17 protein-coding genes and 1 pseudogene are annotated in these 19,441 nt (G+C 54.0%); 15 read left to right on the top strand and 3 right to left on the bottom strand.

Annotated features, from left to right (window positions below; all coding sequences use genetic code 11):
• Positions 1–78: 78 nt before the first annotated feature.
• From BMX00_RS10030 to BMX00_RS15115, 11 genes are all read left to right on the top strand, one after another.
• Positions 79–381 (top strand): hypothetical protein, encoded by a 303-nt coding sequence (locus BMX00_RS10030; RefSeq protein ID WP_090828887.1) that lies wholly within the window; start codon positions 79–81, stop codon positions 379–381.
• Positions 381–920 carry an antA/AntB antirepressor family protein gene (locus tag BMX00_RS10025; protein ID WP_090828886.1) on the top strand — a complete coding sequence of 180 codons (540 nt, stop codon included), beginning with the start codon at positions 381–383 and terminating at the stop codon, positions 918–920. Before BMX00_RS10030 ends, BMX00_RS10025 begins: the two co-directional genes overlap by 1 nt.
• Entirely contained in the window at positions 863–1,156 is a 294-nt protein-coding gene (locus BMX00_RS10020; protein WP_090828885.1) for a phage antirepressor KilAC domain-containing protein, read from the top strand. Before BMX00_RS10025 ends, BMX00_RS10020 begins: the two co-directional genes overlap by 58 nt.
• 533 nt (positions 1,157–1,689) lie before the next feature.
• Positions 1,690–4,470: a putative barnase/colicin E5 family endoribonuclease gene (locus BMX00_RS10010; RefSeq protein ID WP_090828883.1), complete on the top strand. Its 2,781-nt coding sequence runs from the start codon at positions 1,690–1,692 to the stop codon at positions 4,468–4,470.
• Positions 4,471–4,483: 13 nt separating this feature from the next.
• Complete coding sequence (locus BMX00_RS10005) at positions 4,484–6,163, top strand: hypothetical protein (RefSeq protein ID WP_177171833.1); 1,680 nt, start codon at positions 4,484–4,486, stop codon at positions 6,161–6,163.
• Positions 6,150–6,857: an ADP-ribosyltransferase-containing protein gene (locus BMX00_RS10000; protein ID WP_143053083.1), complete on the top strand. Its 708-nt coding sequence runs from the start codon at positions 6,150–6,152 to the stop codon at positions 6,855–6,857. Before BMX00_RS10005 ends, BMX00_RS10000 begins: the two co-directional genes overlap by 14 nt.
• Before the next feature lie 25 nt (positions 6,858–6,882).
• Positions 6,883–9,777 carry an LPD38 domain-containing protein gene (locus BMX00_RS09995; RefSeq protein WP_090828880.1) on the top strand — a complete coding sequence of 965 codons (2,895 nt, stop codon included), beginning with the start codon at positions 6,883–6,885 and terminating at the stop codon, positions 9,775–9,777.
• A 264-nt stretch (positions 9,778–10,041) separates the two neighbouring features.
• Complete coding sequence (locus tag BMX00_RS15120) at positions 10,042–10,263, top strand: DUF6538 domain-containing protein (RefSeq protein WP_425433888.1); 222 nt, start codon at positions 10,042–10,044, stop codon at positions 10,261–10,263.
• 464 nt (positions 10,264–10,727) lie between these two features.
• Positions 10,728–11,414 (top strand): VOC family protein, encoded by a 687-nt coding sequence (locus BMX00_RS09985; RefSeq protein ID WP_090828878.1) that lies wholly within the window; start codon positions 10,728–10,730, stop codon positions 11,412–11,414.
• Between the two features lie 101 nt (positions 11,415–11,515).
• On the top strand, positions 11,516–12,895 hold the full coding sequence (locus BMX00_RS09980) for an FAD-containing oxidoreductase (RefSeq protein ID WP_090828877.1): 1,380 nt from the start codon (positions 11,516–11,518) through the stop codon (positions 12,893–12,895).
• A gap of 59 nt (positions 12,896–12,954) precedes the next feature.
• Positions 12,955–13,143 (top strand): thioredoxin domain-containing protein, encoded by a 189-nt coding sequence (locus tag BMX00_RS15115; protein WP_177171832.1) that lies wholly within the window; start codon positions 12,955–12,957, stop codon positions 13,141–13,143.
• A 135-nt stretch (positions 13,144–13,278) separates the two neighbouring features.
• Here the strand turns inward: BMX00_RS15115 and BMX00_RS09975 are convergent.
• Positions 13,279–13,377, bottom strand: a pseudogene (locus BMX00_RS09975) (transposase); the annotation flags it as partial.
• 129 nt (positions 13,378–13,506) lie between these two features.
• Between BMX00_RS09975 and BMX00_RS09970 the strand changes: the two are divergent.
• Together BMX00_RS09970 and BMX00_RS09965 are read left to right on the top strand one after the other, a co-directional pair.
• Positions 13,507–13,809, top strand: a complete 303-nt coding sequence (locus BMX00_RS09970) for a putative quinol monooxygenase (RefSeq protein WP_090828876.1) — start codon at positions 13,507–13,509, stop codon at positions 13,807–13,809.
• Between the two features lie 89 nt (positions 13,810–13,898).
• The gene (locus BMX00_RS09965; RefSeq protein WP_090828875.1) at positions 13,899–14,189 is read left to right on the top strand and encodes a DUF1826 domain-containing protein; all 291 of its coding nucleotides are present in this window, start codon (positions 13,899–13,901) and stop codon (positions 14,187–14,189) included.
• Positions 14,190–14,270: 81 nt separating this feature from the next.
• Here BMX00_RS09965 and BMX00_RS09960 read toward each other — a convergent pair whose 3' ends face one another.
• Positions 14,271–16,451 carry a TonB-dependent receptor gene (locus BMX00_RS09960; protein ID WP_090828930.1) on the bottom strand — a complete coding sequence of 727 codons (2,181 nt, stop codon included), beginning with the start codon at positions 16,449–16,451 and terminating at the stop codon, positions 14,271–14,273.
• Positions 16,452–16,586: 135 nt separating this feature from the next.
• Complete coding sequence (locus BMX00_RS09955) at positions 16,587–17,072, bottom strand: transcriptional repressor (RefSeq protein WP_090828874.1); 486 nt, start codon at positions 17,070–17,072, stop codon at positions 16,587–16,589.
• A gap of 597 nt (positions 17,073–17,669) precedes the next feature.
• Between BMX00_RS09955 and BMX00_RS09950 the strand changes: the two genes are divergently transcribed.
• Together BMX00_RS09950 and BMX00_RS09945 are read left to right on the top strand one after the other, a co-directional pair.
• Positions 17,670–18,143, top strand: a complete 474-nt coding sequence (locus tag BMX00_RS09950; RefSeq protein ID WP_090828873.1) for a VOC family protein — start codon at positions 17,670–17,672, stop codon at positions 18,141–18,143.
• A gap of 144 nt (positions 18,144–18,287) precedes the next feature.
• On the top strand, positions 18,288–18,962 hold the full coding sequence (locus BMX00_RS09945) for a dihydrofolate reductase family protein (protein ID WP_090828872.1): 675 nt from the start codon (positions 18,288–18,290) through the stop codon (positions 18,960–18,962).
• Positions 18,963–19,441: the final 479 nt, after the last annotated feature.

Below are 19,441 nucleotides of genomic sequence, written 5' to 3'. Positions count from 1 at the left end.
GTCAACCCGCACGATGCCGCCCACCCGTTTGACAGCGGGGAAGCGGAAAAATAAAACCGCTTTGACTGGAGATTGACCATGAGCAAGCCTAAGAGCGCGTCCGCGCAAACAGTTTCCCCATTTTTGAAATGCAGAGCAGGTGATTTGGCAATGATTCTAGAAGGGCCGAACACCGGACTTATAGTGGATGTTGTGCAGTATCGCAGCGTTATGCCGATGAGCAACGGCGAACTTGTGTTCGATGCATGGCGTATTCGGCATCCAAGCGACGAGCCTAACGTCGTTTACTTTAAAGAAGACAAGTATCTGCTACCGATCCGCCCCAGTGATCTCCAAGAAACCGAAACCGACGAGCGTTTGTCCGAAGGAGCAAAGCAATAATGAACGAACTCATTAAAGTCGAAGGCCGCGCTATAGGTGGTGACCAAGTGCAGACAATTAATGCCCGTGATCTGCATGCGTTCCTTGGAAACGGGGAAAACTTCACCACTTGGATTAAAGATCGTATCCAACAGTACGGGTTTATCGAAAATCATGACTTCGTGAGTTTTTCGGAAAACACCAAAAAACCCCAAGGGGGTCGCCCGGCCGTTGAATACGTCGTTACCTTGGATATGGGCAAAGAACTTGCCATGGTGGAGCGCAACGAGAAGGGCAAGCAGGCCCGGCAATATTTCATTGAATGCGAGAAGCGCGCCAAGACTCCAGTTCTTTCGCTTCCTGACTTTGCCAACCCTGCTGTAGCAGCGAGAGCATGGGCGGAACAGTACGAAGCCAAGCAGGCGGCACTTGTTCAGCTTGAAGCCGCAAAGCCTGCCGTCGAGTTTGTAATCGATACGTTGAGGCAAGGACGAGTCAGTGCATATCGGATGTTGCAAAGATTATTGGCTGGAATCCTCATGCGTTCTTTGATCAACTGAAAGAGGATGGCGTGATCTTCAGGCGCGGAGTCTGGTTGCCTTATCAAGAACACATTGATAACGGCAGGTTTGAAGTAAAAACCGGAGAAAACGATGGTTTCGGATTCCGCCAGACAAGGGTAACGCCAAAGGGAATAGCATGGCTTGCAGAGAAATACGGAAAAGATGATGTGCCTGAAGTCAGTGCTGCTGTCCTGAAGAAGCCAAAATCAGCGGGAGCGTCGAAACACAATTAAGGTAATAGTTTGCCGCTGTTGGGTCTGGTACACTTACCCAGACTCAACAGTGGGGAGACTGAGATGTGGCGTTTACTGGTTTGCTTGATAGGGGCGGTTGTTTTGGCTGGGTGCGTGGGGACTATGCTGCCAGGGCGCATGTACGCTTCGCCCAACGGCCAAATACTGAAGTTCGAGATTGAGACGAGTTACGGTCAAGGGAAAATGACCGCTTTTAATGATCAGACTGGTGAAAAATTCACGGGCGAGTATTCCGCGATGCACCGAGGCCAAGGCATGACTTTCGGAAACGTGGGCCGCTCAAATGTTACTTTATTCCAGCCCCCGACTGGCGCTAACGGGCAAGGTGTTCTGGTGGGTGATCAAGGTACCATGATCAGAGTATATCTAGAAATACGTCCCGGTCTAAGACCAACCGGCCATGGTTCTGGGGTAGATCAGAATGGCGGCAGATACGAACTGTTTTTCTAACAGCAGCAGGATTAATCCCACAAAGCCGCCTTTTGGCGGCTTTTTTATTTTAGAGGAAGCGCATGGCATTCACTGAGTTTGCTGGCCAACTGGACGACGAAGAGCCGGGTTATGTCGAGTTCAACGGTGACCTGGACAAAAAAGAAGTTGAAGGCGGGTTCATCGCTTCCGCCAAGCGCGCGGCTGGCGCCGGTATAAAAGGCGCTGGACAGGCTGCCGCTGACTTTATCCCTGGCATCTCGAAAGATAACGCACTCAAGAAGTATGGTCAGAGTGTTATAGATGCAAACCCCACCGCTGTAAACGAGCTTTCGGACATTGCGGATAAACCGCTAAAGGCTGTAACCGAAGCCACTGGGAACGCTGCCTCATCCATGGGCGGGATCGTAGGGGCGAGGGTACTTGGTCAGGGAATTACCGCGCTATCGCCATTCGCCGGTCCTGCTGCGCCTCTGGTTGCTGGCGTGGGGCAAGTCGTCTCCTGGCTCGGGCCTGCCGCTATTGCCGCTTTGCCATCGTTCGGCGGTATTCGGGACAAGCAGATCCTGAACGATCCCAAGAACGAGAAAGACGCCAAGGCGATCGCTATTGCGACGATGGGTGCTGCTGCTGTTGGAGCGATAGAGCAAGCCTTTGGTCCCCAGCAGTGGGCGTTGGCTGCCATGACGAAAGAGGGCAGGGTGAAGCTGGCTGAGAAGTTTGCCGCAACAACACTGCCGGGGGCGATGGCGAAAGGCGCTGGGAAGGGTGCGGCAATCGAGGGCTCGGAAGAACTTGTTCAAAACCCGCTCGAGCAGCTTGCCTCATTCGACAACCCGACGACGAAAGAGAACATCAAGGATACGCTGTTTGGCGGTGCCATGGGCGCGATCGGCGGCGGCGTGCTGGGCGGGGGCGTTCCGATGATAGCCGGCAAGCCCGTAACCGAGCACTCGGATGCTGTACTGAAGTACACCGCTGCTCGAGGTGGCGAACGTGCTAAAGCCGCTGCCCAGAATGAACTTGATCGTCGCGCTACTCAAGGCGTTGATCCTGAAATAGCGAACGCGCCTGAGTCCACTTCTGAGGCAGTGGACCGCATTATTGCAACCGGCAGGGATAAGGCGGACGAGATACGGAGCACAGCGCCCGATGCTATCCAGAGCAATGTGCTGGATGAGGAATCTGACCATATTGGTGACATCAACAAAATGGTTCAGGATGCCCCCGAGGCTCAATCTCAGGCAACGCATGGTGCAATAGAAAGTCTCCGTTCGTTTGTTGCATCTGGCAAAGCGCCATCTGTAAATTCGGTGCTGGACGAAAACGGCAATCGTATAGTCGTTGCTTATACCAATGATCCTAAAAATCATGTCGCCCTTGCGCTCACACCGGAGGAACAGAGAGCGTATGACGCTGCGGCAGATAAGTATCACTGGACAGACTCTGGGGCTGTAATGACGGAGGCGAGTCGCGACATGGCAAGAGCCGCGTTGCCAGCGATAAACAGAGTGCTTTTTAACGTTCCCGACAAACCAACTCCCGAGCCGATACAAACCCTCAACGCACAGCTAAACGCGCTCGGCGAAGGCCGTAAGCCGGGAGTATTGCTGACTCTTGGCGAGCCGATGCCGCATACATTGCCCCCAGGTGTGAAAGCCGCTGAAGTGCCTGGCCGGGGAACGCTGCTATATCGCGATGACGCTACCCTGCAAGCGGCCATGAATGGCCAGATGGGCACGGCGTTGGGCTATGGCATCGATGAGAAGCCGGCGCAAGCAGATCAGGTTGTAACCGCGCGCGACAAAAACGGAACCGTTATCCAGGATGTGGCGACCGATGGGAATCCGGCAGTTCAGCAAGCAGCGGCTACCGTGGCGGGGCCGAATGGATCGGTTGAAGTCAGGCCGGTTGAAGAGGCGATGGGGGAGCGGGGTGCTAACAGTAGGGCGCCCCAATCAGGCAAATTCGGAAGAGTTTTCACGGGGTTTTATAGAAACGCCAAAGATGCAATTAAGAAACTCATCGAACATCGCGAAGGTGAGGCCGTAGGCGCCCTCCATCACAAGGATGTTGGAGATATTGATCTTGTTTGGGGGAGCGAGGGAACCGCTGAAAAGAACTTCGAGGATGGTTTTGGAATTGCGAAGCTCGTTGCCAAAGGGCGCTCCGATCTTCTTAAAGATTTGCAATCCTCGATTGACGCGATGGATGTCAAGACGCGCTCCAAGAACAGGGTAATTCTTGAATCAAAGGATCACCGCGCTATAGTGCGACTGGATTGGGATGGGGATCAAAAAACGTGGCTGATGACAGCCTATGAGAAGAGGAGTGGCGCCGATACTACGACTGGCACTACCAGCGATGAAGGGAGGAATGTCACGGCTAGTCCTGCCCCCACTCCCGAAATAAGTCTATCACAGGAGACATCTGAAGGCAACAATGGCCTCCGCCCCCTCATAGAATCCCTCATCAAGCGCCGGGCTGCGGCGAAGCAGTCCGGGAAGGAGCGCGGCCTGCATAACGCCATTGCTCGCGCCAAAGAAGTCATAGACGGCAAGCGCACGGATGCTGCTCTAGAATCGAAATGGTTCCGGGTGCAGGCTACCGGGATGAAGAAAGTGGACGCTGAAACTGCTGAGTTATTGAGGCAGATCGGGGAGGCGGTTAAGGCGAAAGAATCACGCGCTGATGCGCAGCCGGGAGAATTGGCAATTCCCGATCAACGCAAAGAGATGGCTCCTCCTCAAACTGCGGCTTCTGCTGCCAAATCCGTGCCGGATGTAACCGCTGAGGTTAGGCCGGTTCAGGATGTGATGGGTGGGCGTGTACTATCTCAAGCGCAAAAAAAACGAACAGCATAAGCTCCGCGCCTCAATGGTTAAAAACAAGGCCGTTATCGAAGCGTACAGAAAGGAAAGCGGAAAAATTGACTTCGGCCATATACAGCGCGCAATTATGAGTGGAAGCGCTGATCACCTTATTGGCTTGCATGAAGAGACGGTCAGATCAAGTCAAAAAGAAAAGAATGCTGCATATAAAGAGCGGCACGGATTTGGGCAGCCTAAAAAGGCGCTGGCCGGAAACCCAGAGGAACAAAAGAAATCTGAGGAATGGGAAAGAAGGCGGGCAGAGCGCGATGCCGCCAAAGACAAAGAGCTTGAGTCTTTCGGTCAACCCAAAACGGAAGATCAACCGAAATCTACGGAAGGGCAATCTCGGGGAATGCCAAAACGCGGCATAATAGAGGCAGATGATCCCAGCATTTATGGGAGCGAGCTTCTCGGATGGGAAGGTCGCCGGTATGAAGATTTTCATAGTACCCTTGAAGCAATGAAGCGTACGCCTAAATTCAGTCGCACTCCAAACAAGGAAGACGTGGCGTTCGCCCATGACTTTCTCGTTGAACTCGCGGACGTTGATGAGTTGTTCAGGCACGCGATAAGCCACAAGACATCGCTTAAAGGCGTATTTTCAGAAGTCTACCCTGATGCTGTATATGTCGGCGATGGAACGCGGGAAGATGAAAGGGATGAATCTGGCGCAGATCACCGCTATGTATTCAAGTTGCCGAACGGCAAGCAGTTCTATGTCTACGAGCGCGACAACGGAGAGGTCTTCATCGATGTCAGCCATTTTTCGACTGGCGAACGCGGTCAAGCGGTGTATGCAGCAGTGGCGAACTGGGCGTATAACACAAAACGGAAATTCATCGGCGACCCTGCCGGATTAACCGCAGATTCCCTGATCCGGCGCACCAGCAATATGTTGTCCTCTGCTCTGCGGTTCGGCACGGTCAAGCATCTTGAAGCCGCGCCGCAACAGATAGCGGGTGATCCGAAAAACGGGGTTCCTCCGCTGGATTGGAGCGGGGATGATGTTGCAAAGACGCGCGCTTTGATCCATACTTTCATCGAAACATTGCATAACAAATTTCCAGAGATAACGAGCTATCGCTATGACTTCGCAAACAGACAGTTCACAGATAGACTTGGACGACCCGTTGGGCTTGACCGGTTCACCCACGCAGAAGCAACTGGATTGGGCGGCTCTGCAAGAGCAGGTAAGGCTTCAATGCGTCGCGGCATACTCATCCAGTCCCTTATATCAAGCGAGGGCAGCGAAAGACCCGGAATACTGGAACAAGTTCTCAACAGGTCAAGTGCACTTGTACTAAGGGGCAAGCTCGAAGGCATATTCTCCAGAAAGGCTGAATCCGAACGAATCTCCGCCATCCGCCAGCGCTTAAAAGCTGCGGCATTCAAGAAGACACAGGCCACCCATAGCGGTGGCCTTGTCGTTTCTGGCGAGCACAAATCCGCTGTTCAGACCATTGTCGATGCCATCTCTTCAGCATGGAAGAACGCGCCTGAAATGGTCGTTGTCAGCGACATGAATGATTCGGCTGTCCCTGATGCCGTGCGCGAAACAAATTCGCAACAGATGTCCCAAGGCGCGGTAGGGCAGCCGGAAGGGTTCTTCTATGACGGCAAGGTGTACATCGTCGCCTCTGAGATGCGCAGCCCCGAGGGACATTGTTCGTGTGGTGTTCCATGAAACGCTGGGGCACTTCGGCTTGCGCGGAGCGTTTGGCGAGGAATTGAAGCCTATTCTTAAGCAGGTCGTAGTCGGATGGCGCTCGAAGGTTGAGGACAAGGCGGTGCAGTACGGGCTGGACATGGCGGTCGAGAAAGATCGGCTGATAGCTGCGGAAGAGGTACTCGCCGAACTGGCACAGACCAATCCCCAGATAGGGATGGTGCAACGTGCAATCGCCATCGTTCGTGCCTGGCTCAGGAAGAACGTTCCCGCTCTGGCCAGTATGAAGATGACGGATGCGGAAATCATTCATCGGTTTCTGATCCCGGCGCGGCGATTCGTGAAGAGCGGGAAGGGGCCGAAAAAAAGCCCCGCGGTCTTGGCACGTTCCGGGCTGCAATTGCCCGGCTTGGCTCAAGCGCGGAGCTTTGAAGGGAGAATATCTGGGGAAACAGACTTAGTCAAGGATGATCCGCATTTCAGCCGGGACTCCCAAACCGACACTCCAGCATTCCGCAAATGGTTTAAGGATTCCAAGGTGGTGGATGAGAACGGGGAACCGCTGGTCGTTTATCACGGCACCCCGGGGGGCGGATTCTTTGTTTTCGATCCGTCTAGGTCCGGAACGCGCGGCACCTACGAATCCGCATCTCTGGGGGTGTACTTCAGCGAGGACAGGCAGTACGCCAACACTATGGCGCGTAGCACTTAAGGAAACTACACCAACAGTCTATCCGGTGTTTCTATCTATACAGAACCCCCTGCGCGTATGGTCTACCGAACTTACCGACCTCGCAGAGATTGAGGCAATTCGTCAACAAGTGATCGAAGGCGGACACGACGGTATTGTCGATGAATACGGTAATTATGTCGTGTTCAGACCAACCCAAATCAAATCCGCCACCGGCAATAATGGCGAATTCGACTCCAACAATCGCGACATCCGTTTCTCCCGCTCCGCACCGGGCAATAACGCCTCTTGGGATGCGCCCGAACCGTCGCGCCTCGACACGATCCTGCATGCCCTCCAGGATAAAAACATCGACCTCAAGCGCGTCACCGAAGCGATCAAGGCAACGGGCAAGCAGATAGCGGACAATATCAATGCGTACTTGCAAGAGGAACTATTCCATGGCCGTTCGGCAACGCGCGTAAAAGAGTTCATCGATACCGAGCTGGACCCGCTTATCAAGATCATGCGCATCAATGGCGTGAAGCTGGCAGACTTTGAAGAATACCTCTGGGCCCGGCACGCGGAAGAGCGCAACAAGCAAATTGCCAAGATCAATCCTGATCCTGATATGCAGGATGGTGGATCAGGCATGGACACTCAGGATGCGCGTGACTATCTGGCGAGTCTCGATCCCGACAAGAAGAAGCTGTATGAGGCCCTGGCCAAACGTGTTGATGCGATCAATGCCAGATCCCGTCAAGTGCTGGTGGATTATGGTCTGGAGTCGCAGAAAACCATCGATACCTGGGAGAGCGCATATAAGCATTATGTGCCCCTGATGCGCGAGGATATGGATCATGCTTTCGGCAACGGGACCGGGCAGGGTTTCTCGGTGAAAGGCAATGCAGCGAAACGCGCAACTGGATCAAAGCGGCCTGTCGTGGACATCCTGGCCAACATCGCGCAGCAGCGCGAGAAGAACATTATCCGCGGTGAAAAGAATCGCGTGGCTACGGCTCTTGTCGGACTCGCGAAAGAGAATCCCAATCCTGATTTCTGGAAAGTGGATGTGCCGCCGACGATTCGCGACGTGAACAAATCGACTGGACTGGTGGAAGAGCGTACCGATCCGACTTACAAAAGCCGTGATGATGTGATTGTCGCCCGGATACCCGACTCCAAGGGGAATATTCAGGAACGCTCGGTTGTGTTCCAGGATGACCCTCGAGCGAAACGCATGGCATTGTCTTTGAAGAATCTCGACCAGGACGATGTAGGCGTTGTGCTGAATGCCTCTTCGATCGTCACCCGGTACTTTGCCTCGATCAATACCCAGTACAACCCGATATTCGGGATAGTGAACCTTACCCGGGACGTTCAAGGCGCCGCTCTTAACCTGTCTTCGACGCCGCTGGCTGGCAAGCAGAAAATCGTCCTATCCCGCACCGGTCCAGCATTACTTGCCATTTACCAAAGCATGCGCGGCGTGCGCAAGGGCAATGCGGTCAATAATAAATGGTCCCAACTCTGGGAAGAGTTCCAGAAGGAAGGCGGGAAAACTGGTTTCCGGGATATGTACAAGAATGCCCAGGACCGCGCGGAAGCGCTTGAGAAAGGGCTTAACCCCGACTGGTGGCAAACCACCCGCATCGGGAAGGTTATCACTGCCGGGGGCCTCCTGAACGCGCCGGAGAAGGTGCTCGCGGATAAGGCCGTCAAGCCGCTGTTCGAATGGCTATCGGATTATAACGATTCCATGGAAAACGCGGTGCGCCTGGCGGCTTATAAGACCGGCCTCGAGCAGGGATTGAGCAAGCAGCAGGCGGCGAGCCTGGCCAAGAATCTTACGGTCAACTTCAATAAACGCGGTGCCGCGGGTCGCCAGATAGGTGCGCTGTACGCCTTCTTCAACGCTTCCGTTCAGGGCACCGCGAGACTGGCTGAAACGATGAAAGGCCCGGCTGGCAAGAAGATAATTACTGGAGGGATCTTGCTTGGCGGTATGCAAGCCATGCTCCTGGCTATGTCGGGGATGGGGGATGACGAAGAACCGCCTGAGTTCGTCAAATCGCGCAGCCTGATTCTGCCGATCGGTGACGGGAAGTATCTTTCCGTTCCCATGCCGCTGGGCTTTAACGTACTGCCGAACATAGGGCGCATTACCACAGAGTTTGCCATGTCCGGTTTCAAGGATCCGGCGAAACGCACTATCCAGCTGATGGACTCGATTCTCGATGCATTCAATCCCGTTGGTAACGCCGGCATGTCGCTGCAAACAATTTCCCCGACCGCAATAGATCCGCTGGCCGCATTGGCCGAAAACAAGGACTGGACCGGCAAGCCGATTTCCCGGGAAGATTTCAATTCCATGAACCCGACTCCCGGATTCACCCGGGCGAAGGATACGGCGAGCGTGTTCAGTAAGTTGCTGGCCGAAGGGATCAACAAGATCAGCGGTGGAACGAAGTATCAGCCTGGCATGTTCAGTCCAACCCCGGATCAGATTGACTATCTGATTGCGCAAGCAACGGGCGGAGTTGGGCGGGAATATCTAAAAGCCGAGCAGATGGTTACTTCTGCATTTACCGGGGAAGATTTGCCGCCACATAAGACTGTACTTTTAGGAAGGTTCTACGGTGATACCCGGGGGCAGTCATCCCAAGGCAACGAGTTCTACGACAACCTGAAGCGGATCAACGGCCATGAAGCCGAGATCAAAGGGCGGATGAAGAACCGTGAGGACGTTGCCGAGTACAAGCGTGAGAATCCGGAATGGGAACTCATCGGTGCGGCCAATGCCGCTGAAAAGAGAGTTCAGGAACTACGCAAGCGCAAGCGCGATCTCGTTGAGAAAGGGGCGGAGAAGGGGCAAGTCAGGTTAATTGACGATCTGATAACCCTGACAATGAAATCCTTGAACGAGAAGGTCAAGAAAAAAACGTCTGCCACAGTCCCTTGACCAGCGCCCAGACAACCGATAGCGCCAGTATCGACCAGCAGATGAAGAGGAAGACTTGGTGTGGGAGCATCAGGCGAGTATAGCACGTTGTTTCTTAAGCTGTTTCGCTGGCTTAATCGTAATGTTCCTCCGTTTAAAAATAGTGGGGATTTCGCCGAATCCCTTGGGGACGCCAGCTCATCCTCAGGTGCTTGATAAGAAACAACAGTCAGGCAAATCAACAGGTTCAGTTTCCAAGTGTCGCACAACTGTTACACTTGGAGAATGGATGTGGCTTCTCAAACTCATGTATTTAACCGTAGCGGAACCTACTATTTCCGCAGGCGCGTCCCTAAAGACCTCCTCAGCTTTTATCCTTCCTCTCAGATCGTTTTCAGCCTTAAAACCAAAGACCGAAAAGAAGCGGACAGGCTCGCTCGTATCGAATCCGTTAAGCTCGACAAAGAGTTCCAGTGCAAAGGGACCACTGACCACCTAGCCACCTAGCTGCGCATTCAACTGGCGAGCTGTCAGATGAAGACGTCTGCGTGATACAGCTACAGCCGCGCTCGCCAAATTGGGCTATCACGTGTTCGAATCAGCGCCCGATCGCGGCATCCACCATACTAGCGATGGTAACAATCGGTATGTCTATTATTTTGACAATAGGCCATCACGCCAGTAAGGTGACAACAAGGAACATTCAATAAGGTACATTCAATGAGCGATGCGAAGCAGCCCAAGGCGACGTAAAGTTGAACCTCTTGATCTACTACATCCCACGCGCTATGGCGGCAAACTCCTCGGTCGTTAGAATGAAATCGACAAAACTAGCCTGATGCCAACAAGTCCATGGAGCGGCTCGAACGCTAGGCCTCGAACGCCACGCCTTAAGGGGACGTGATTGTGTTGGTATTTGAATTGAACAAATCTGAATTTCGATTTAGTTAAAACACAGCGGAGGAAAGAACATGGCAAATGCGCAGACTGAAATCCGCAGTAACGACCCGACCGGCGTCGCGAAAGTAGACATGAAGTTCGAGATCGTCGTCATCCCTGTCTCGGATTTAGACCGCGCGAAGGAGTTCTACGGGAGGCTCGGGTGGCGGCTCGACGCCGACTTTGCCAGCGATAAAGACTACCGCGTGATCCAATTTACGCCGCCTGGCTCCGGATGCTCGATCATTTTCGGCAAGAACGTCACCGCCGCGGCCCCCGGCTCCGCCCAGGGTCTGTACCTGATCGTCTCCGATATCGCGGCTATCCGCGCCGAGCTGCTCGGTCGGGGCGTGGAGATCAGTGACGTGTTCCACGACGCCGCCGGCGTATACGCTGGCACGGACGAGCCCTACCTGTTTGGTCGGCTCCGGGTCAGTGGTCCGGATCCCGATCATCGCAGCTACCGCTCGTTTGCTTCGTTTCGCGATCCGGACGGCAACGGCTGGTTGTTCCAGGAGGTCACAACACGGCTGCCCGGACGCGTCGACCCCGCGACGACGACCTTCGCGTCGGCGAACGATCTGGCGAGCGCGCTGCGGCGTGCGGCGGCCGCGCACGGACAGCACGAAGCACGGACGGGGCAAGCCGACGAGAACTGGCCGGACTGGTACGCCGAGTACATGGTGCGCGAGCAGTCCGGCAAAGAGCTGCCTCAGTGAATGATTACGAAATAATCGTCGTCAGCGGCGGCGCTCCGGCGAGCACTGCATTGGTGCGCTGGCCCAAGATGGCCTGGGATCTTCCTTAAAGGAGGTGCCTCGTGTCGCGGCATTTCGATGCAATCATCATCGGGACCGGCCAGGCAGGCCCGTCTTTGGCTGCGCGGTTTGCGGCCGTGGGCATGACTGTCGCCATTATTGAACGCCACAAGTTTGGCGGCACATGTGTGAATACGGGATGTATCCCGACTAAGACGCTCGTCGCCAGCGCGTACGCAGCGCATGTTGCTCGCCGCGGTGCCGAGTATGGTTTTGCTGGCAACGGCGATGTGCGCGTTGATATGAAACGCGTCAAAGCACGCAAGGATGAAGTTTCCGGACGGTCGAACAAGGGCGTCGAGGAAGGGTTGCGAGGACTTAAGAATTGCACGGTCATCCAGGGCCATGCCCGCTTTCAGTCGTCCCATACGGTCGTGGTCAACGATGAGGTGCTGCAAGCCGACAAGGTTTTCATCAACGTTGGCGGGCGCGCCTCTGTTCCCGCGATGCCGGGGATTCATGAGGTACCATTTCTCACAAACTCTTCAATGATGGATATCGACTTCCTCCCGGAGCATCTTGTCATCATCGGCGGAAGTTATGTCGGGTTGGAATTCGGTCAGATGTATCGCCGTTTCGGGAGCGAAGTCACGATCATAGAGATGGGACCGCGCCTGATTGGACGAGAAGACGAAGATGTTTCCAACGCCGTGCGTGAGATCCTGGAGATGGAGGGGATAGGGATTCGGACAAATGCGAAATGTATATCACTGGCGAAGCGTGACAGTCGTATCGCCGTTGGAATGGAATGCGACGAAGGTCCGCCGGAAGTAGTAGGCACGCATGTTCTTCTAGCGGTGGGACGTACTCCCAACACGAACGACCTGGGTCTCGACCGGGCCGGCGTTGCGACCAACCAACGCGGCTACATCATCGTTGACGATCAACTGCAAACAAACGTGCCCGGCATCTGGGCCCTGGGTGACTGCAACGGCCGCGGTGCCTTTACACATACTTCCTACAACGACTATGAGATCGTCGCCGATAATCTTCTTAACTCAGACCATCGCCGCGTGTCAGACCGGATCCAGGCGTACGCTTTGTTTACCGATCCACCGCTAGGGCGATGCGGCATGACGGACGCCGAAATACGGAAGTCTGGGCGCCCTGTACTCGCTACGAAACTTCCGATGAGCAGAGTGAGCCGCGCCGTTGAGAAAGGTGAGACGCAAGGTTTCATCAAAATCTCTGTTGATGCGGAAACAAAACACATTATGGGTGCTGCGATTCTTGGCACCGGAGGCGATGAAGTAATTCAGGTTTTGCTGGACGTCATGTATGCGAAGGCGCCGTATACGGTAGTGCAGCGCGCAATGCATATTCATCCGACAGTTGCGGAATATCTCCCCACCGCCTTGTCCAAACTGGAACCCGTTGCGTAAGCTAAAGCAACGTTGGAGGAAAGTATGATCACTCTGTCGCTTCGGACGCGTTTATCACCGTGATCGGCGAGACGCGCGACCTCAGGGCGCAATGGGCGCTCCAGGAAGTAGGGTTACCCTATCGCGTCCACGCCCTTGATCACACGGACGGCGAACTCGACGGTCCCACCTATAGCCGGATCAGCTGTTTCCCTCAGGTGCCAGTTATCGATGATGATAGTTTCACGTCGCCGAATGCGCGGCGGTGATACTGTATCTCGCCGAGAAGGCAGGTAAGCTGGTCCCATCTGATTTCGAGGGATGGATGCCCCGGCAGTGCCAAGGGCGTTCTAGCAAAGTTCAGTTAACAGTTAACTTCCATCTCTTTCACAGCCGTTGATTTCCATGCGCGTATAGATCGTATGCCAGTTGCCAAAACGCCTTGGCAGACCGCGCCATTTGCAGCCGTGCTCGGCCACGTACAGAATGGCATTGAGAACTTTATCGAGTACCAGGATATAGATAAGAATGGCAATAATAGTATCATTATTGTCAATCTTGCCACTTGGCAGGAATCAACATCATCATTAAAGTTTGTTTCTCGTAGTTCAACTTGAAAAGGGTAAATCACCATGGTAAAAGTTGCTTTGTTAGTACGCTTGCAAGCGAAACCGGGAAAAGAAGCCGCTGTAGCCAGTTTCCTCGAAAGTGCCCTCCCTCTTGCTAATCAGGAAGCTGCCACGCCGATCTGGCTCGCGTTACGGTTGGGACCATCGACTTTCGGCATCTTTGATGCCTTCCCTGACGAATCAGGACGGTCAGCACATTTGGCCGGACCGATTGCGGCGGCGCTCATGGCTAACGCTGCCGAGTTATTAGCAGAGTCGCCACAGATTGAGCATGTAGATGTACTCGCCGCCAAATTGCCTCAATAAAAAAGGGGCTGGCGGGTCGGATGGGGCTGTCAGAGCTGGTAGCTGAGAGATAGCTCTTTTGCAGGTATGGGTGAAGGCGAGGCGGCAAGATGCGTTTCGTTTTCGCTCATCGGCAAGTTCTTCTTAACAGGAGATATCTGGAAGCCGCGAACGTCGGCGGTTTGGATTCTGCAACGCGTGAGCTTCACCGATCGAAACAACCTGTCAGACTTGTGTTCTGCTTATCATTTCAAAACCTAAACTACTACAGTCCAGCTGTTTTTGACGATATTTTTCTGCTTTCGAATGGTTATGCAGACCTTCTGGGATGTGACGCTGTGGGTCTGCGCCTGGAGCTCCTCGACAATGCGATGTGCCCACGCTTTCATGGCAGAGGCTAGGCCCATCGCATTTCCTCCGAACAAATATTCCATGGAGGCAGTGGAAACCGCAAGCCTATTTGGCGTTTCCCTCTGATTGACTTAGAAGGTGAGGCGAATACCCACTTGAGCACTTCGCCCAGGTTCCGGCGAAAAGTTGCGTAGATACGAGACAGAATTGCGGATGTTTTCGTTGAGTAGGTTGTTGGCTTTAGCGAATATCATCATCTCCACACCTCGATAGGTCTTGATCCTGTATTGCGTGCTGAGATTAAGCAGTACGTAACCGTGGGTGGCAGTTTCGTTGAGACCGGGATGATTCTGGGCTTCCCCGCGCGTCAGCCGCAGGTTGCTTGTCCATTGATTCCTGGTATGGTCAAGTTGAAAACCGAAACGCAATGGCGGCATCCGCGGCACGTCGCCCCCGCTGGAGAATCGGCCTCGAGTATAATCGCTGAACAGCGTGAGATCGACCAGTCCGTAAAGGTTTCTCAACAATGGGAAAATGAGCTTGCTCTCGTATCCCCAAAAAACGGCATCAGCCTGCCGGCTCTGCAGCACTGCCTGACAAGAAGCATCCGCAGGTTGCGACCCATTGCAGGCGAGAGGTCCACCTGAAACCTCGTCCTGAAACACGTCCGTTCCGGTCCGTTGCTGATAAATGTAGTTATTGACCCAGTTATTGAAAAAATCAAATTCGGCCCGAATCCAGCCCGTATTCAACTTGTAACCCACATCCAGATTATATGACGTTTCCATTTTAAGCGAGGCGTTACCTTCATCAAAACTTCGAGTGGCATCATGGAAACCGAAGGAAAGCAGTTCCTGCACTTGCGGAGCACGCTGTGAACGGGTACCTCCCAGATTGATTTTATGACGTTCATTTAGCTTCCATAATGCGGAAACCGAAGCGCTGGTGGGGGTGTAGTTAAGGCTGGAGGGTGCGAGCGGAGCGCCAGGCAGGGAGTTTTGTCCTTGCGGATTAATGGAAGTCTGCTCCACGCGTCCGCCCAGCTGGTAGCTTACCGGCCCATAGTCGAACGATTCCACCGCGAATACGCCGTAACTGTTAATCAGGGATTTAGGCACGATGGTTTTGGAATTGCCGAGCTCGAAATTGAAGGCCGCGAAGTTGCTGGCAGTAGCCTGAAAGCCGATGGTGCCGTAGAAAGGTCCGATTGGCCGGTGAGTCAATTCCGCACGGCCTTCGTAGGTTTTGTTGGCGAATGCAGTCCCCGGCGCCAATGGCTCTCCCGATAAACCGGTCAGCTCCGTGTGCTTGTAATCGGTATAGCCCAAGCGTGTGCGCAACGCCTCCACAAACGGGAGCGGATCAATCAGCTCACTCTTGAAGTCGTATTTGGTTTGTTTCAGATCGATACGAGTATTAGACCCGCCACTGCCGTCGGGAGGAATTCCATAGTTGTTTTCCAGACGGTTGATAGAAACACCGGCGAAGCCGGGATCGCCTACCAGTGAAACTCCGGCCGAACCGCTGATAGCATGCGCAGAAGTGTTGGGAATATGCCCTTTTGGATTTTGTACCACCGTGAGTGAGGGGTCCATAGCCTGAGCGGCATTGACATCAATGCCGTGGCCACCAATGCTGAGGTTGCCGCGGGTGCGGAAAAAGCCGTCCAGGTGATAGGCCAGGCTGCCCTTGCTCCCTTCCACCTTCATGGCCGTGGTGGATTCGTTGGCCGCCGAATCGAAACGCTGCTCAAGCGCTCCGCCCAACAGTTTGCTGAAAAGCCTGCCCGGAATGCGGTTATCGATGACATTCACCACGCCACCGATGGCCCCGCTACCATACAACAGCGTGGCCGGTCCACGCAGCACCTCGATACGGTCCACAAGAATGGCTTCCACGCTGGTGGCATGATCGGGGCTCAATTGCGACACATCGTTACTGCCGATACCATTATTCAACACGCGTACGCGCGGCCCCGCCTGTCCGCGAATGACCGGAGTGCCTACGCCGGGGCCGAATGATTGGCTGGTAATGCCTGGTTCGTCTTTTAAAGTTTCGCCGATACTGCGCCCGATTTTCATGATCAATTCATTACCTTTCAGGACAGTGACAGGCAATGCGATATCTGCCGCTTTCTTCCGCAACGGCGCGGTAATGACCATTTCCTCCAATTCGAGAACATTATTTTTGTCTACATTTTCACCGGCGACTGTTTGGTCTGATTTCCGAGTCCTATTGTCCACCGCGTCACCCGCACTGACAGTGGTTCCAATTGCGCTTGTCAATAAAAATATGGGAAGTCTTTTTTTCATGAGGAATTGAGAGCAAAAAATAATGGCGAGCATTTAATGATGGCAAGCATTTGGCGAGTATATGTTATATTATAACGTAACATATATTATTTTGAAAACCGCTCTCACACTCTCATTAGCTAATTGAAACGAGTATCAGGTTTGATTGACCATCGGTTGCGCGCATTTTATGCAAATACCATGAATTTCTATGGATTTGCTATGTGCGACAAAAGCAAGCTGCTTCATCTCCCTGGCCAATGTTTTCATGACCTTCTCGGCAGCCCGCTCCTCTACCTCGTGGCAGAGTTTACAGATAAGCAGCAACTGCTCATGTTGCTGACCTGAGTAACTACAACCAATAAAAGCATTGAGACTCTCCACTCGATGAATCAGGCCCTGTTCGATCAAAAAATCCAGTGCCCGGTAAACCGTTGCCGGTTTTGCCATCGGTTGCAAGGGCTTGATTCGGTCCAGTAAATCATAGGCCTTGACGGCTTTGTGACTGCCCCAAATCAACTCCAGCACTTGGTAGCGAATGGGTGTCAAGCGTACACCCCGCGTCATGCACAACTGTCCTGCCATGCTTAATGCTTCATTAATGCATTTTTTATGATTATGCCCTGAAGGATTGCGGCTCATTTTAGCGCGATATTCATTACAAGGGAGTCAATTGAATTGAAATGTTATACCATAACATTTCAATTCGTGAGTAATTATTTCTGAACCACTCTGCTCGATATCCGACGGAATATGAAGCTTCAGTAGTGGACCAATGATCGGATTCAATGGCAACATCAGGGGTTTAGGGGGCACTGGAACGTAAAACCCAATTAAGGAATCTTGACACCCTGCAGGAGACGCGACACGGATGATTGCAAAAACCTGGTGCCGATGGTTGTAATCATGCAATATATTATGCAACAGGCAATGCCTTTATTTCAGATGCGATTCGCTTCATTGCATAAACGGTCGTTTGCGCGCCGCGTCGATCCGACTGATAATGCTGTTTCGGGCTGTCGATTTCCGGGTTTCCATTCGACTATGTGGTGAATAGTGCCGCACCATCGCCTCTTTTTGTTGCCACGATCAATTGAGAAAGGAGTCTCCATGACTAAGCTACGCGTTCACAACTTCGCCATCTTACTTGATAGCTACGGGGCCGGCCCTAATCAAGGCTCCGACAATCCGCTCGGCGCGGACTTTTCCCTGGTCGGCGGCAAATAGGAGAGAATAACGATGATGAAGAACACGATCTGCCTGTGGTACAACCATGATGCGGCAGAGGCCGCTCGCTTTTACGCCCAGACCTTTCCCGACAGCACGGTCTGGGCGGTGCACCGGGCGCCGTCCGACTTTCCAGGCGGCAAGGCGGGCGACGTCCTGACGGTCGAATTCACGGTGTGCGGCGTGCCGTGCGTTGGCCTCAACGGCGGGAACATGTTCAAGCATAGCGAGGCATTCTCCTTTCAGATCGCCACCGACGACCAGGCGGAGACCGACCGTTATTGGAATGCGATCGTCGGCAACGGCGGCATGGAGAGCGCGTGCGGCTGGTGCAAGGACAAATGGGGCCTGTCGTGGCAGATCACCCCGCGCGTCCTGACCGACGCGATGGCCAGGGGCGGCGATGTAGCGAAGCGCGCGTTCGCGGCGATGATAGAGATGCGGAAGATCGACGTCGCCACGATCGAGGCGGCGGTGCGCGGGTAGGCTGTGCTGGCATGAGCCCCCACGCTTCGAGTCCAGCTTTGGCTCGAGGTTCATACCTAAGCTCAAAGCCGTGCGGCTGGACTACACTTGTCGATGAGGACACTTCTCGATCGTCGTACCTGACGAACACCCAAAGAAGACGCCATGAGAAAACTGACTGCATCCACATTTATATCGCTGGACGGCATCATGCAGGCGCCCGGTGGACCCACCGAGGATCCTTCCGGCGGGTTCTCGCTCGGCGGCTGGATCTTCCACTATTGGGACGAAGTCATGCGACATTCCATGCCCATGTCGGGCTTCGATGGCAAGGACCGAGAGTTGGTCCTTGGGCGCAAGACCTACGAGATATTCGAGGCCTATTGGCCCTACCAGCCAGCCGACGACCCGACGGCGCAAACCCTGAACACAGCGCGCAAACATGTGGCGTCGCGCACGCTGAAGGCGCTGCACTGGCAGAACTCGGGTCTGCTCAATGGTGATGTCGGCACGGCCGTCGCTACATTGAAATCCCAAGATGGACCAGACCTTCAAATCATCGGCAGTGGTGCGCTGATCCAGGCGCTGCAGACGGCCGGCCTGATCGATGAGTATCACGTTTGGACTTTTCCAGTTTTGCTCGGCGCGGGCAAGCGCCTGTTCGAAACCGGGGCCAAGCCGGGAGCGTTGCGGCTCACGCAATGCCACCACTCGACCACCGGCGTGGTGATGAGCACTTATGTGATGGCTGGCGAGATCCCGCTTGGATCCTTTGCGCAGGACGCGCCGAGCGACAAGGAGCGAGAACGGCGAGAGAAGTGGGCGCGCGAAGAGCAGTGAAGCTCGGTGGCACTTAGTTCTTCCTTACCCTGGCTGGCGTGCCGGCACCTTTCGAGCACGGCAACTCAAGCCGCGCTTGCTCAAGATTACTCCAGTTGCACGTCCGGACCAGCGGCAAAACAGGGATTCGGCGGGCGACAGCTTGTGGCCGGTAGCACCAGTTCACGAAAGGCAACTCGCGACGCAGTCAGTCAGCGTCTCAGATCAACGCGGGCGGCCACTCAGTCGCCTCAAAGCGAACAGACGAGTGGTTATTGCTGACAGAAAGACCAACAGTTCTTCAAATAGTAATACGTATTATTCGCATTTGCAACCTTTCGCTGCAAAAATGGCCTCATCCAGAGTTAATCTTTTTTTTTCGGGCTCACATTGGAAGGTTGACTCATTCAGTGCAGGTTACCGTTAACGGTTATACGATACAGACTCCGTGGTGGTGTTGGCGCCGCTCGCAACGGGGATCGAATGGCGCATCAATATCG

The organism is Nitrosovibrio tenuis, from assembly GCF_900109785.1.
GTDB classification, from domain to species: domain Bacteria; phylum Pseudomonadota; class Gammaproteobacteria; order Burkholderiales; family Nitrosomonadaceae; genus Nitrosospira; species Nitrosospira tenuis_A.
Note: the sequence above shows the minus strand (reverse complement) of the source record. Positions and strands in the feature narration are given on the sequence as shown.